This is a genomic window from Cytobacillus kochii (genome assembly GCF_020171845.1).
In the GTDB taxonomy this organism is placed as follows: Bacteria; Bacillota; Bacilli; order Bacillales; family Cytobacillaceae; genus Cytobacillus; species Cytobacillus kochii.
The window spans coordinates 1-15,714 of sequence record NZ_JAIVAM010000021.1; the positions used below are offsets into that span (position 1 = coordinate 1).

Below are 15,714 nucleotides of genomic sequence, written 5' to 3' on the forward strand. Positions count from 1 at the left end.
AATAACTATTAAAAGTTTGTCCTTTCTTTGCCATAGAAAAATCCCCTCCAAGTAGCATTCTTTCCTTCATGGTAACATGAAGGTTTTTTTGAATGTCTACTTAAAGGGGACATTAACAAGTCGCTCGGCTTTTTTATTAGGAGCCAACAAAATCTCCCCCGTTAACGTGGATGGTTTGACCGGTGATGTAAGAGCCGTCATCAGATGCTAAAAGGACATAAACGGGTGCTAATTCATACGGTTGCCCTGCTCTTTTCATTGGGACATCGAGACCAAATGTTTGGATTTGTTCAGGGGATTGACTGGCAGGTTGGAGTGCCGTCCAAATTGGCCCCGGTGCAACGGCATTGACACGAATGCCTTTGTCAACAACATTATTAGCCAACGCTCGTGTGAAGCTAACAATTGCACCCTTTGTTGCCGAATAATCAATGAGATCTTTTCTACCGATATAGGCATTAATTGAGGTTGTGTTAATAATGCTGGCCCCATCTTTCAAGTGAGGCATGGCTGCTTTTGTCATATAATAATACGACCGAATATTCACGTCAAAGGTTATGTTCCACTGATCTGAACTAATATTTGTAAATTCATCTTGCAAAAACTGTACAGCGATATTATTCACAAGCACATCACATCTGCCAAAGGTTTGGATGGTCTCTTCTACAATTCGTTTACAATGCGCTTCCTCCCTTTGATCACCTGGGATCAGAAGACATTTCCCACCATAATAAGCGATTGCCTGTTTCGTCTCTTCTGCATCGCGATGTTCATCATAATAGGCAATTACTAAATTCGCTCCTTCTTTAGCAAAGGCTACAGCTGCGGCTCTCCCTATCCCACTATCGCCCCCAGTTACAATTACTACTCTATCCTTTAACTTGCCGGTACCTCTATATTGCGGATTATCATATATGGGCCTTGGGACCATTTCGTATTCCATCCCTGGCTGTCTATTCTGCTTTTGTTTAGGAAAGCTAAATACAATTTCCTCACATTTTGTTTCTTTTCCGTAATTTCCTCGTTCCATAGGGCTTCCCCTCCTCTTCATCATATTATTTTAATTGAGAGAAGGTGGTGCAAACGAGAAAATACCTAGCTCTTAAAAATTTTAGGTACTAACATTGAGCACTCAACTTAAGGAGCTTGAAGCTGATGGGATTTGTTCGAAAGAAAGCGTATAGTCTCACAAAAAAAGCAGAAACGCTATTACCTGTTTTAGAGCAGTTATGTGAGTGGAGAGAAAAAACCGCAATAGTTTGTAAAATAGTCCACTAAACTCTCTCGTAATCTATAGAACCTTAAGTAGTGAACTGTATTAAAAAAGTCTTGCTCCAATTAAACGAAAGCAAGACTCTTGTATTTTTCATCAAATTACACTTTTTCCATGATGAATTCACGCTTACGAATCATATGCACAACTAAATAAACAAGTGGTGTGATGCAAATTGAGGCAATAAATTTAAATAAATATTGCGAGAGAATCAATCCCAATAATGCGGAAGTTGGAATCGTTCCGTAAAAGGCGATCGTAATAAATATCGATGTGTCGACGATTTGACTAATCATTACAGACATATTATTTCTGAACCATAACTTCTTCTTACCATGACGCATTTTTAGTTGATGAAAAACATACACAACAATATGCTGGCTAATAAAATAAGACACAAGACTCGCAACTATTACACGAAAGCTACCACCTAAAATCGCCTGAAATGATGCCTGTTCGCCGAATACGGGAGCAGCAGGTAATTGGATGGTGATCATAATAAAGATAATCGCCAATATTTGTGTGATAAGACCAGCTTTCACCGTTTGTTTACCAGCTTCTTTCCCATATAATTCGACGATAATATCAATGATTGGATACGTAAAAATAAAAACGACCACTGCTGCTGGAAGAATCGCTAAATCGCCAAGGCTGAATAATTTCACAGCAACTATATTAGCTAAAATAAGCAAGCCCACATAGATGCCGTTTAAATATAGAATCATCGATTATCCACTTTTTCTGGATAGAGATCATGGTTCATTAATCGATGCTCTGCCATCTTTTCGTATTTCGTTTCCGGTCGGCCATAATTGCACCACGGATCAATGCTAATACCACCACGAGGCGTAAATTTCCCCCAAACTTCAATATAACGGGGGTTCAATAAATCAATGAGGTCATTCATAATAATATTGACACAGTCCTCGTGAAAGTCGCCATGATTTCTAAAGCTAAAGAGATACAGTTTCAATGATTTACTTTCTACAATTTTTTCATCAGGGATGTAAGAGATATACATCGTAGCAAAATCCGGTTGGCCTGTGATGGGGCAAAGACTTGTGAATTCTGGACAATTAAATTTGACAAAATAATCTCTACCGCTATGTAAGCTGTCCACAGCCTCAAGTACTTCTGGTGCGTAATCTGATGGGTATTGGGTCTGTTGATTACCTAATAAAGTTAAATCCGTTAATCCTTGTTCTTCTTTTCTTCCTGACATAAAAAAAGCCTCCTTGAATCAATTTCGTTCAGGGAGCTAAAACCATCTGTCAACTAAGAAACAAAAAACCACGCCCGAATATGGACATGGTTTTTTTCATGCATCCATAGTTTTTTATAGAGGGTTTAAAGCTATGAACCTCTTCTGGATATCTTCCAGTCTATTCATTTACTTTTCTCAGTTTATATAAGCTTGTGATCACTGTCAATCTTTTCTGTTAGGCGTACACTTCGTTGCCATCCGATTCATCTTTAATTTCACCAACAATTTCAGAAAGAATATCCTCCATTGTTACTAACCCGACCGTTTTGCCTTGATTATTTGTTACAAGGGCCATATGTGTACGTGTTTGCTGCATTTTCAAGAAAACCTCTTTAATGGAGATGGTTTCTTTATAGCTTGGTATCTCATGCATAAATTCTTTAAAATCTTCCTTACGTCCTGCAGCTAAACTCGTTAACATTTCCTTCGTATTAATGAATCCGATATATTCCTTCGTCTTAGATGCAACAGGGTATCTGGTATATTCATATTCATCGATGACCTTTAACATACTATCCAATGACTGATTCTTCTGCAGTGTAATCATTTCTTCTTTCGGAATCATAATATCTTTTAATTGACGACCATCAAAGGCAAAGATGTTCTCCAAATAAGCAAGTTCTGTTTGGTTGATTTCTCCACCTTCATAACTTTGTGTGACAATCAACTTCAACTCTTCTTCCGAGTGCACAGTATCATGACCAGCTGGCTCAACACCAAATCGTCTTAAAATAAACGTTGCGGAACCATTTAATAAACTAATAACTGGCTTCATAATGCGACCAAACCAATATAAAGCTGGCGCCAGTAGAAGTGTCATTTTTTCTGCATATTGTATCGCTAATGTTTTTGGTGCAAGTTCCCCAATAACGACGTGTAAGAACGAGACAATAGTCAGTGAGATAATATAAGAAAGTATTGTCGCTACAGCGGCAGATACTTCAAATTCAATAAACAAAGGTTCTAAAATCTTCTGTACAGTAGGTTCACCTAAAGCACCTAAAACAAGCGCTGTAATGGTAATACCTAGTTGGCAGGCAGATAAATAATAGTCAAGATTATGAGCTACTTTTTTAGCAAGTACTGCTTTTTTATTTCCTTCTGCGATCAATTGATCGAGTCTAGACATACGCACTTTCAATATAGCAAACTCGGCACCTACGAAAAATGCCGTAAACAAAATAAATAATGCAACTAAAAACAAGTTTAATATGATTATACTGTCCAATTATTTCCCTCTTCCTGAGGGATTCACCTCCAAGATGATTACGATGATTGAGGGGTTTCCTCTGCTATTTGATCTTCTAAATATTGATGGAACATGACTTGTTTAATTTGATAATTATCCATTTCAGCCACTTCCCACACATGATTATCGTGATGAACCTCGTCACCCTGCTCTACTACTTCAAGATTTTTATATTGTATCCAACCAGCAATTGTGTCGATATCTTCACTATCTTCAAATGTTAGGCCAAACCGGTCTTCCAAATCAGTCAACAACACACGTCCATTGATGATATACTTTTGTTCACCTGCTGGACGGATATCCGCTACTTCATCCTCATCAAATTCATCGCGAATTTCGCCAACTAGCTCTTCAAGTACATCCTCCATCGTTAAAACACCAGAAGTTCCGCCGTACTCATCCATAACAACAGTCATATGGACTTGTTCTTGCTGCATTTTCAACAGCGCATCTTGTATACTTGTTACTTCTACAACAAATGGAACATCACGCATATATTGCTCTAACTTTACTTCCCTGCCACTCACAATGTGACTGAGCATTTTCTTCGCATTGACAACACCAATAATACGGTCTTTATCCCCATTTTCGACAACGGGATAACGCGTATAATTATGTTCATCTAAAATGGCGATCAGTTCATCTGGAGTCATATCCTTATCAATTGTCACAAGATCTGTTCTTGGAACCATGATATCTTTTGCTACTCTTTCATCAAAAGAAAAGACGTTCTCTAAATACTTCAGTTCTGTTTGATCAATTTCTCCACCTTGGAAACTTTGTGCCATAACGATTTTTAATTCTTCCTCAGTGTATGCCTTTTCTTGCGGAGCTGGCGCGACACCAAACATACGCAATAAAAGACGAGAAGCACCATTTAAAGCAAAAATAAACGGCGACATAATCTTACCGAACCAGTAGAGTGAAGGAGCAAGCATTAACGTCACTTTTTCCGAAAATTGAATAGCTAAAGTTTTCGGTGCCATCTCTCCGACTACCACGTGTAAATAAGTTACTAATGCAAAAGCAATTGCATAAGAAGCAACATCAGCAATAGTAGCAGAAATGTTTAACCAACTAAAAACAGGATACAACACAGCACTTACAGCCGGTTTACCTAATGCACCTAAACCAAGGGCTGTTACCGTAATACCAAGTTGACAAGCTGATAAATAATAATCCAGGTCCGCTGCTACTTTCTTAGCAAGAACCGCTTTTTTATTTCCTTCAGCAATTAACTGGTCAATCCTCGACATACGGAGTTTGACTACTGCGAACTCAGACGCAACGAAAAACGCCGTCAGAGCAAGTAAAATTACAAGCATTATTAAATTCGTAATGGTTATTATGTCCAATTATTTCCCTCTAACTGAGGGATTCACCTCCAAAATAGTTAACACTCATTCAATCGTTTGAAACAATCTGATAATTCTTTTTCAAGTAAGCGAAACACACGCTTTTTTTCGATTTCGGAACACTGTTGATATCGTTGTTCTACGATTTCAAGCTTCCCTTTTAAACGATTGATTTCCTCTTGGACCTCTATTACCATGGGGTCTACTCCTTGGTTATCCTGTGTATGAAGTACTCTCTGAATCTCTAGAATTGATAATCTCTCTTTCTTCAAAGCTTTAATCCTTTCTAACGTATTCAGGACATCCTCAGGATAAAGACGGTAGTTTGAAGAGGAACGTTCGACACTCAATAAATTCTTTTTTGTGTAATAATCAATCGTCCGTGATGTTAAACCGCTCAATTTCGCCACCTGACCAATTCGCAATAACGCCTTCCCAATGAAGTAACCCCCTTTCTATATTAAGTATTACGTTTCAGTTTTATTTAAAACCTATGTTTATAGGTTGAAACTTTTTAAGAAAAAACACAAACTATTACGTTATAGTTTATGAGAAAATTATATAATGGACTGTAACTGAAATCAAGTGGTAGCTTTTTCAGTCCACAACTCCCCATTCTCAATTATATTTTAACTGATAACAGCAGATATCTCAAAAAAAGAAACTTCATATTATATACCTCTCACTTGATAAAGAAAGATATGATTGATTATTTTACCTCTATGGTACTTTTCGGAGGATGATATAGAATGATAAACGGGCTGATGAGATGACGGTGCCTAAATTGTACTCAGCCGGAAATATTGCCTTGTTCTAGTGAACTCGAATCAGAATAGGCAAGCTAGCTTTTGTAATAGTTGGAAACGCGGCAATTATTTTGAACCTTCTACTATATTTGACTCGTTTAACAGACAAACGCTTCAAATTTTTCACCGCCTCAGAATCCTGACTCGTTCTTGCTGGAAACGTATCAAATAGCATAGGGTTACTCTATATTTGACTCGTTTAGAAGTAATCGCTCCAAAAATTTGGATATTCTGCAAATCTTGACCCGCTTTGGAAAGGAACGAATCAAACATTTGAACCAACTACTATTTTTGACTCGTTTAACAGACAAACGCTTCAAATTTTTCACCGCCCTCAGAATCCTGACTCGTTCTTGCTGGAAACGTATCAAATAAAAAGGGGGTACTCTATATTTGATTCGTTTAACAAGTAATCGCTCCAAAAATTTGGATATTCTGCAAATCTTGACCCGCTTTGGAAAGGAACGAATCAAACATTTGAACCTTCTACTATTTTTGACTCGTTTAACAGACAAACGCTTCAAATTTTTCACCGCTCTCAGAATCCTGACTCGTTCTTGCTGAAAACGTATCAAATAGAATAGGGTTACTCTATATTTGACTCGTTTAAGAAGTAAATGCTCCAAAAATTTGGATATTCTGCAAATCTTGATCCGCTTTGGAAAGGAACGAATCAAACATTTGAACCTTCTACTATTTTTGACTCGTTTAACAGACAAACGCTTCAAATTTTTCACCGCTCTCAGAATCCTGACTCTCTCTTGCTGGAAACGTATCAAATAGCATAGGGTTACTCTATATTTGACTCGTTTAAGAAGTAAATGCTCCAAAAATCGGTACGCTCAACAAATCCTGGCTGGTTGCGAATATACGGAAACACGCCAAGAATGGTACAAAGTTATCTTTCCCCGATTTCCTAATTATCTTTCTCCGGTTGCTTTTGTTTTGGATTTTCCCCATAAAAAAACACCTCCATTCTTTAAATGGAAGTGTTGGTTCTTTCATATAATTTTGTCCATCATGGTCGTTGCAATAGAGAAATAAATCAGTAGGCTAAGAATATCATTTAATGTAGTAATAAAAGGGCCGGATGCGATGGCTGGATCAATTTTTAAGCGGTTGATAATGAGCGGAACAACTGCTCCAATCACTGCGGCCATACTTAATGCTAAAAATAGTGAGGCACCGACGATAAAAGCAAGCAGCCAATTCCCTTGGTAGAATAGACCAATAATACCTGTTAATACGATCATACATACGACACCGAGCATCAAACCAGTACCCAATTCCCTTTTCACTATTTGCCATACACCGTTTTTCTCTACTGATCCAGTGGCTAATCCACGGACAGCCACAGCTAATGATTGTGTCCCTGTGTTACCTGCCGTTCCCATAATCAATGGCATAAATGCAGCGAGGATGACAATTTGTTGTAAAGTTTCTTCAAAGCGACCGATGATGTTAGCGGTAATCATACCGAAAAACATCAATAAAACAATCCACGGTGCACGCTTTTTTGCGGCACTAAAAGCCGTTAAGTTTAAATCTGTCGCCCCTTTAGAAGCAGCAAATTCTCCAAAATCATCATCTGTCTCTTCTTCTAGTACATCGATAACATCATCGACTGTAATAATACCGACAAGCTTTCCTTCTTTCCCAATGACAGGAACCGCTAGAAAATCATATTCTTTAATCAAACGTGCCACGTTTTCTTGATCTTCATTGACCGGTACAGAAACCACTTGTGTGCTCATAATATCATCAATGATTTGATTAGGCTGTGCAATAATCAAATCTCTTAAGGAAACAACCCCAGCAAGACGCTCCTCTATATCGACGACGTATAAATAGTAAATCGTCTCAGCAGCCATTGCCGTTTCTCTTAGTTCTTCAATGACTTGGGCGGCAGTGGACTCAACTGAAATGCGAATGAATTCTTTCGTCATAATGGCACCGGCCGTTCTCGGTGCATAAGTCATCAGCTCGATGACTTTATTGGCTTCTTCTTGATCCATGGATTGAAGGATATCATCTGCATTTTCTACTTCCATTTCAAGCAAAAAATCGGCCACGTCATCAGCAGACATATAATTAAACATCGCGACAGCATATTGAAAGCCTATATGAGTAAAAACCTCTGATTGATCCTCTAAGTCTAGCCCTTGGAAAATATCAGAGAACTCTTCGGGTGTCAGAAAAAGTAGTAATTGTTTTTGTAATGGCAGTTCCATTTCTTTAAACACTTCTACTTGGTCCGTCGGATGCAATTCAAGGAACGTCTCACGAAACATTTTCAAGTTACGTTCAGTGATATATTTTAATACTTGTTTTTGGTAATCTTTTTTTTGTTTTAATTTTAATAATTGGTTCATTTCGACTCCTCCATTTCGGAAGAAGAGCCTATTTATTCTGTATAAGATGAGTGGTGCAGAACAAATACCCTCCTCTTTTCTCCCTATTGATCAATTCCTGTTTACTCGACCTCGGATTGGGAATACTATCCATCCCGCACCACCTCCTTGTTTTTTTAAAATGAAAAAGCACCTCCAACTAACCGTGGAGGTGCATAAAATGCATAGAAAATACAACATGTACGCGTATTGTACAAGCAGTAATTACCCCTCCATTCGTAGAGCTTTAGCACTGTACAGCATAGGTAAATACCAGCTACATTAAAAACCACCTTATGTCGATGGTTCCTGTTGACCCATTGGCGTCTTTGGACATTTTTGGGCAGTAGCTTATCTCTATACAGGAGCCTCACCTAACGAGGATTCATATGGATTGCCATGTTCACTTTACATCTAGTGTTACATTCTGTCAACACCTTTAGAAAAATTAATAAAGGTCCCCGTACAAGGGAACCTATTAGATTTAAGCATAGTAGCCAATGATGGATTTAGGTTCTAAAAATTCTTCGATACCAAAGTCTCCCCATTCACGTCCAATGCCTGATTGTTTAAAGCCGCCAAACGGTGCTGAGAAATCAGTTTTTGAATTATTGACTTGGATTTGTCCAGCGCGAATGCCTTTGGCCACTTTTTGTAATGTGTCACGATCGCCACCGTAAACGTATCCAGCTAATCCATAAATGGTATCATTAGCGATTTCGATTGCTTCATCCAAGTTATCGTATGTGAGGATACTCATTACTGGTCCAAAGATTTCTTCTTGGGCAATCGTCATATCGTTTTTCACATTTGTAAAAGCAGTGATTTTCGTATAATAACCTTTCTCCAGTCCTTCTGGTTTTCCAGGACCACCGGCAATTAATTCTGCACCTTCTTCTGATCCTTTTTTAATATACGATTGTACCCTTTCCCATTGATCTGCATCGACAAGAGGACCAACTTGAACATCTTGACTTGTTGGATCACCGACTGGGAAGTTTTCAATCACTTCTTTTACAGCCTCAACGAATTCATCATGCATTCCTTTTGGAATGAGTGTTCTTGTTGCCGCTGTACAAACTTGACCTGTATTTCCTGCGACGAGCGCAACGGCTGTTTTTGCCGCTCCTTTAATGTCTGCATCATCTAACACGATAAGTGGTGATTTTCCACCTAACTCAAGAGAAACTTTCTTGATAGTTGAAGCTGCGTTTTCCATAATTTTCTGTCCGACTTCACCAGATCCTGTAAAGGATACGAAATCAATATCAGGATGTGAACTGATGCCATTGCCGATTGTTGAACCTGAACCTGTTACTAGGTTAAAGACACCTTTTGGCAAACCTGCCGCTTCGAAGATTTCGGCTAAAATCATCGCTGCAAATGGTGTATTAGATGCTGGTTTAAGCACTACGGTACTACCAGCAGCAAACGCACTTGCCAGTTTAGTAGAGGTTTGATTCGTAGGGAAGTTCCATGGTGTGATGAGTCCTGCTACACCAATCGATTCCTTGCGAACTAATGTGTTTCCTCGTTCTTCTTCAAATTTGAATGTTTTTAATTCCTCTACCGCTTGTTTAAAGTGTTGTAAACCCATTTGATAATGGACTTTATTGCTTCGCTTAACAGGAGAGCCTAGTTCTTCTGTAATCACTTCTATAATATCGTCTTTACGTTTTTCGTATTCTTGACAAATTCGCTCAAGTAACTCAATTCTTTCTTCCACTGATGTTTGAGAGAATGATGGAAATGCAGCTTTGGCCGCTGCCACTGCTTTATCTAAATCTTCTTCTGTTCCTGAACTAATTTTTCCCATTACTTCTTCCGTTGCTGGATTAATGACATCAATGGTTTTAGATCCCGTTGATGTGACCCATTCACCATTAATATAGTGCTTAGTATAATTTCGCATAAGTATAATCAAGCTCCTTTAGGGATATTATTGATTCTACTTAACCCATTCCCTTTCTCCCCTTTATTAAACATGTCACATTCGTCATGTAACTACCAACTTTTCATCTGTATAACATTTATTCTTTAGGAAAAGATAGGGCTACGTGCTCGTCACGTAATATCGGTGTGGAGGGATGGACGTTGGAATTTATTGCTCATTTGATTCATCTAATCCAAAGATGGTTAGTGAAACTAAACTACTCTATCTACAAGAGATCTAATCGCCTCCTAAGAATAAATAGAGCTAGGTCAATGGCGCAAAGTTAAACGTTCGGCCAATCACAGATAGTAAAAAGGTAAGCACCTTCTGATGCTTACCTTTTTATTCTTTTTCTTTACTTTTTGCCAGTTTTTCTTTATCCAACGTTCCAGGTGGTTGTTCAAGATAACCCAATTCCACCATTAAATTCGCTATATCCTTTGCATACTGACCCACTTCCATAGCTAAACGTTCATAATTGATGATCAGGTCATGCCTTTGACTTGCTGCAGCACCCGTCGCATAGTTTCCACTCCCGGCAGCTGTTAACATCCCTAATTGAAAAAGGATTAATTTATCCGAGAATACTTCGGCAGTTGAATTGGTAATACTAACATCTCCATCAATTGGTGCTTGAAGACCATTGTTAATCAAAGTAACAGCAAATAATTCCACATGTTTTTCTGAAATATCTTTGCCTTGTATACATATCTTTTGTACTTCTTTTCTTGGTGACATTTGGGCAAAGCTTGTAGCTAATTTTAACCCAACAACATTATTGAAAAAATTGAGATGGAGATGAGAAATTTCTACTACATTCAGTGCCCTTTTTCCTGCAAAAGGATTTAACCCTTTGAAATAACTTTTATCATCCACCATATCAATTTCTTTTGGATAAGGAATAACTGGCGATCGGACAAATACACCTTTATTGATTTGGATTTCTGAACTTTGCTCAAATAAATCAGCTGTCGCAAAAAGTGCCTTATTAAAAAGCTTTCTTATATCTTTTCTTGCACTTAACGCAAGAAATCCACTATAACTAAGCATGCCAGCTTTAGCCATGTGATGAATATAGGTCAGCATAAATATATCTGTATAAACTTTCGGTGCATCTCTATTTACATCAGCAGCAGTAAAACCTTTAGGAATAGGTATTTTCTCTTGTACAAAAACACTTTTTACCTTTGCTATATGGTCTTCTGAAATCTGACAAGCAGTTTGTACTAGTTGAGATATCGTCTTATCCTCCACGGTTTCTCGCAAATAACTTAAAAACTGAACGGACATCGTATTTTGCATATAAGATGTCCACAAAGACGCTAACTCCGAAGAAGAAAGGTTAATCTTTTCTTCTGTCATGCGTGCACTTCCCTTCACAATATTCTGACCTTACTATTTGTTATTGAAAGGAGAATTATACCAAATAGGAAAATAAAAAAGCAGCTCACTTAAATTTTAAGTGAGCTGCTTTTAGACTTAGATTAAGTTTTTCACTACTTCTTCTAATTTCATCTCCCTGGAACCCTTAAATAGAATGAGGGCTTCTTTCTTCACGATTTTATTTATAAATTGAACGATTTCCGATTTTGTATAAGGAGACACCACTTTGTCTTCCCCCATCATTTGTTTCGCTTCTTTAGCAATTGCAGAGGCTAATATTCCATATGTGACGACAAAATCAATTTCATTCGGGTCAATTGCCTTTGCCATTTGTTTATGGAGAGTTTCAGCACTATCACCTAGCTCTAGCATATCCCCTAGTACTAATATTTTCTGATGATAGCCATCCATTTCATGTACTGTTTCAATCGCAGCTTGTACAGAGTTCGGACTCGCATTCCAAGCATCGTTAATAATGGTGTATCCTTTTTTTGTTTGAATTGTTTCCATTCGCATGGCAGTCAAATCTAAATTCTTCAATCCAGCGATAATGTTTTCAGGCGTCACTCCCAATTCAAGAGAGACAGCTACCGCTGCTAACGTATTTTTCACATTATGTTTACCAATAATCGATACCTTTAGATCTTTAAATGACTGCTCTCCTGCGATATCAAACTCAAGATATCTTTTGTATTCTTTTACTTTTTCATAGTAGTAATTATTCGTTACTTCATGACCGAATGTTTTAACACGCATGGGTAAATTCACATTCGCTAACGCCTGCTTTAAGTGAGCATCATCGCCATAGTATATAAATAAGCCACCATCTCTTAAACCATCAATAATTTCCAGTTTAGCATTGGCGATATTTTCTTCCGAACCTAGTGTCGCAATATGTGCCAAACCAACCATCGTAATAACTACAACATCAGGCTGAGCAATGGTTGACAGACGATGAATTTGTCCCTTTTCACTCATACCCATTTCTAGAACAAGGACCTCTGTGCCTTCTTCGACATCAAGAATGGTAAGAGGCAACCCGATTTGGCTGTTTAAATTCCCTTTTGTCTTATGGACTTTATATGTCGTCTGTAAGATGGACTTAACCATATCCTTCGTTGTTGTTTTTCCATTACTCCCCGTTACACCGACAACCTTCATATTTAATTGCTCACGATAAGCAGTTGCCAACTCTTGTAATGCTTGAAGTGGATCATCGACGTAAATCACAGGTACGCCTTCTGGTGGATGCTTATGCCCCTTCTTCCAAAGGGTTGCAGTAGCACCCCGATCAAAAGCCGTATTTACATAGTTATGACCATCATCAATTCTCATAATAGGAATAAATAAATTCCCCTTATGTAATGTTCTTGTATCTATCGAAACCCCGTCAACACGGATATCAGCGTATTCTTCTTGCAGACCTGAACCATTTAACATATCCTGAATTTCAACTAAACTTCGCTTTATCATCCTAAATCCTCCACAATGATTACTTACATCAAATTGTAGACCTTTTTGCAGAAAAAGAAAACTCTTTAGTAAGGTAAAGCTGAAATGTTTTAATAGATTTAACTTTTAGAAAAAAAACTCATCCATTCATGATAATATGGAATAAATTATCTAAAAAATACAAGGGGAGATTTTATGGCTACACCTAAACATATTGTCTCAGCAGCAACGATTGTTTTAAACGATCATAATGAAATCCTACTCATCAAAGGGCCACTAAGAGGTTGGGAAATGCCTGGTGGACAAGTAGAAGAAGGTGAATCCATCACAGAGGCAGCCATCCGCGAAACAAAAGAAGAATCTGGAATCGACGTAGAGATCCTACGCTTCTGTGGCATCTTCCAAAACGTAGAAAAATCCATCTGTAACACCTTATTCCTTGCCAAACCTACCGGCGGAGAACCAACCACAAGCTCAGAAAGCTTAGCAGTTGGCTACTTCCCTATTGACCAGGCATTACAAATGATTGAATGGCAAAACTACAGGCAACGGGTGGAGTATTGTTTGGATGAAGGTAGGCACCCTTTTTTTGTCGATTTTTAAACATATTGCGTTTTAACCTAACCTACTATCTAGAGACTGATTTTAGGTTAGTTATATTTGTTTCTTCTTGTTCCTTTGCTATGCTTACTAACCGCGCAAACAAAATAAAACTCACCCCGCCCATTAGACCAATTGCACCAGTAATAACAAGAGGCGGAACCCATTCACTTACAATGACAACGACACCTGCAGCACTGACACCTAAGAAAATGGCAACACCATACAGCGACATGTACGTACTTCTCGCATGATCAGGCACACTATTAGCGAGCAAGGTCTGCTGCATCGGGATATACATCATCTCACCAATTGATGCGAGGAACATAGCAACAATAAGCAGCATGGGAATGGTTGTAAAGCTAAGAACTGTATAACCGGTGAAAAACAGCAAAAGTCCAACCAAAAATGTCACACGTTCCTTCCATCTTTTTATGAGTGTAATTACAACGAACGTAAGAGCAACAACAAGTATAGTATTTTCTGTCTTCAAAAATCCTAGTAGATTCACACCATCTACCTCCATAGGAATGGCGGTAATGATCTGTACTGGATTTGGGAGCTGTTCTTTTAAACGAATACCAATATAATTCGTTAATTGTTCCTCCACTGCTACAATTAATACACTAGCAAAAATAAATATGATAAAAAATTTATGCTTTAATATATTTAAATACTCTTTATACACTTGAATCGTTTGACTACTTTTTTGCCGCTGTACGTTAGGTTGATAGGTTTCTTTAATAAACACCTTTGTCATCAAAATAGAAAGTAAGGACACAAGAGCTGCACTAAGGAGTAGTAAGACAAGGTGGGAAAAAAAGAAGAAAGCGCCGACCATACTACCAATAGCAATCCCTAAATTTCGAACCCAATAAGCATAAGTGTAAATTATTTTTCTTTCTTCAGGGGAACTCACATCAATGATTAATGCTTGATAGGCTGGATTGACGAGACCTGTGCTAAATTGAATGATCATAAAAAATAGAAAAGTGATGTAAGGATAGGCACCAACGGATGTATTGGCAACTGCCGCACCTATATACCCTATAAATACAAACAGTTCTGCAAGCAATATTACCTTCCTTCTCCCTACTCTGTCTGAAGTAAATCCACCTAATAAGGTGCCTAAAACACTTGCCAACATCACACATAGAAATAGAACACCTGTCAGGGCCCTCCCAACTTCTTCAGCAAAATAAATAATGATATAAGGTAAAATCGCCATTGTTGAAATAGATGAAATGAATTGCAACAGTAATCTAATACGGATGGCTGGGTGCAGATTTTTCATACAAATTCCTCCTCTTTTTAATGATTGATTAATCAATCATTATTGAAGCGAATGAGAAGACTTCCCTAACCGGAAAGCCTTTATCTGTTACTCTTCAGTTGGTGCAAAAAGATTTAGTGCAGTGACAGCATATTGTTCCCACACATCACTATAGCGATTATCAGTTGAATTTAAACGAACGCCTATTAAGAGACTCGTATACAATGTAGCAACAATAAGCGGATCTTGTTTCTTAAACACCCCTATTTGCTGCCCGTTTTGTACCAATTGTCCGACCTTCCCACGAAATACATCATGGAACTCATCTAATTCCTTAAACACATCAGCATACCGTTCATGCTGTCCCACAACTTGTACAACCAATTGCAAATAACGATTCATTTCTGCAAATGCTCTAAAATGCTCTCTTAACATCTGTTTTGTTTCCAATAAAGGATCAGCAGACGTCTCATCAAAAAATAAAACGCGCTCCTTCAATTCTGCTAATGGTTCAACAACAACAGTATAAAACAATGCTTCCTTATCTTTAAAATAAGTAAACACACTACCAAAACTAACATTAGCAGCAACAGAAACCTTCTTAATTGTCGTACCCTCATACCCTTCAGTCGCAAATAACCCCATAGCCGCTTCAAGAATCTTCTTTTTCCGGAGCTCCATATTTTGAATTTGTTTTTCCGATAATGGCATTTAAACACCTTCTATAAATGATTGA

General features: G+C 38.0%; 13 protein-coding genes, 1 pseudogene and 2 riboswitches. Of the genes and pseudogenes, 2 read left to right on the forward strand and 12 right to left on the reverse strand.

Annotation, left to right across the window (positions count from 1 at the left end; genetic code table 11):
* Positions 1–136: 136 nt before the first annotated feature.
* A complete protein-coding gene (locus LCM23_RS24480; protein ID WP_095370760.1) occupies positions 137–1,030 on the reverse strand; it encodes an SDR family oxidoreductase in 894 nt (297 codons plus the stop codon).
* A gap of 91 nt (positions 1,031–1,121) precedes the next feature.
* Here LCM23_RS24480 and LCM23_RS24485 point away from each other — a divergent pair.
* Positions 1,122–1,278: pseudogene (locus LCM23_RS24485) on the forward strand (winged helix-turn-helix transcriptional regulator); the annotation flags it as partial.
* A gap of 96 nt (positions 1,279–1,374) precedes the next feature.
* Here the strand turns inward: LCM23_RS24485 and LCM23_RS24490 are convergent.
* The 9 genes from LCM23_RS24490 to LCM23_RS24530 all read right to left on the reverse strand — a co-directional run bounded on the left by LCM23_RS24490 (position 1,375) and on the right by LCM23_RS24530 (position 13,126).
* A complete protein-coding gene (locus LCM23_RS24490; protein WP_224939150.1) occupies positions 1,375–1,998 on the reverse strand; it encodes a queuosine precursor transporter in 624 nt (207 codons plus the stop codon).
* Positions 1,995–2,495: a preQ(1) synthase gene (gene queF, locus LCM23_RS24495; protein WP_095370762.1), complete on the reverse strand. Its 501-nt coding sequence runs from the start codon at positions 2,493–2,495 to the stop codon at positions 1,995–1,997. Before queF ends, LCM23_RS24490 begins: the two co-directional genes overlap by 4 nt.
* Positions 2,496–2,595: 100 nt before the next feature.
* Positions 2,596–2,643, reverse strand: a riboswitch (PreQ1 riboswitch).
* Between the two features lie 69 nt (positions 2,644–2,712).
* Positions 2,713–3,765: a hemolysin family protein gene (locus LCM23_RS24500; RefSeq protein WP_224939151.1), complete on the reverse strand. Its 1,053-nt coding sequence runs from the start codon at positions 3,763–3,765 to the stop codon at positions 2,713–2,715.
* Positions 3,766–3,803: 38 nt separating this feature from the next.
* On the reverse strand, positions 3,804–5,141 hold the full coding sequence (locus LCM23_RS24505) for a hemolysin family protein (protein ID WP_224939152.1): 1,338 nt from the start codon (positions 5,139–5,141) through the stop codon (positions 3,804–3,806).
* 38 nt (positions 5,142–5,179) lie between these two features.
* Entirely contained in the window at positions 5,180–5,551 is a 372-nt protein-coding gene (locus LCM23_RS24510) for a MerR family transcriptional regulator (protein WP_224939188.1), read from the reverse strand.
* Positions 5,552–6,948: 1,397 nt separating this feature from the next.
* Complete coding sequence (mgtE, locus tag LCM23_RS24515; RefSeq protein ID WP_224939153.1) at positions 6,949–8,319, reverse strand: magnesium transporter; 1,371 nt, start codon at positions 8,317–8,319, stop codon at positions 6,949–6,951.
* Between the two features lie 242 nt (positions 8,320–8,561).
* Positions 8,562–8,726: riboswitch (M-box (ykoK) riboswitch) on the reverse strand.
* Between the two features lie 95 nt (positions 8,727–8,821).
* Positions 8,822–10,249 carry an aldehyde dehydrogenase family protein gene (locus tag LCM23_RS24520; RefSeq protein ID WP_224939154.1) on the reverse strand — a complete coding sequence of 476 codons (1,428 nt, stop codon included), beginning with the start codon at positions 10,247–10,249 and terminating at the stop codon, positions 8,822–8,824.
* Between the two features lie 363 nt (positions 10,250–10,612).
* Positions 10,613–11,632: a DUF3231 family protein gene (locus LCM23_RS24525; RefSeq protein ID WP_224939155.1), complete on the reverse strand. Its 1,020-nt coding sequence runs from the start codon at positions 11,630–11,632 to the stop codon at positions 10,613–10,615.
* 117 nt (positions 11,633–11,749) lie between these two features.
* Entirely contained in the window at positions 11,750–13,126 is a 1,377-nt protein-coding gene (locus LCM23_RS24530; protein WP_224939156.1) for a UDP-N-acetylmuramoyl-tripeptide--D-alanyl-D-alanine ligase, read from the reverse strand.
* A gap of 174 nt (positions 13,127–13,300) precedes the next feature.
* Between LCM23_RS24530 and LCM23_RS24535 the strand changes: the two genes are divergently transcribed.
* Positions 13,301–13,708 (forward strand): NUDIX hydrolase, encoded by a 408-nt coding sequence (locus LCM23_RS24535; protein ID WP_224939157.1) that lies wholly within the window; start codon positions 13,301–13,303, stop codon positions 13,706–13,708.
* 25 nt (positions 13,709–13,733) lie between these two features.
* On the opposite strand, the gene LCM23_RS24540 is transcribed toward LCM23_RS24535, so the two are convergent.
* Together LCM23_RS24540 and LCM23_RS24545 are read right to left on the reverse strand one after the other, a co-directional pair.
* Positions 13,734–14,999: an MFS transporter gene (locus tag LCM23_RS24540; RefSeq protein ID WP_224939158.1), complete on the reverse strand. Its 1,266-nt coding sequence runs from the start codon at positions 14,997–14,999 to the stop codon at positions 13,734–13,736.
* An 87-nt stretch (positions 15,000–15,086) separates the two neighbouring features.
* Positions 15,087–15,689, reverse strand: a complete 603-nt coding sequence (locus LCM23_RS24545; RefSeq protein WP_224939159.1) for a TetR/AcrR family transcriptional regulator — start codon at positions 15,687–15,689, stop codon at positions 15,087–15,089.
* Positions 15,690–15,714 lie beyond the last annotated feature (25 nt).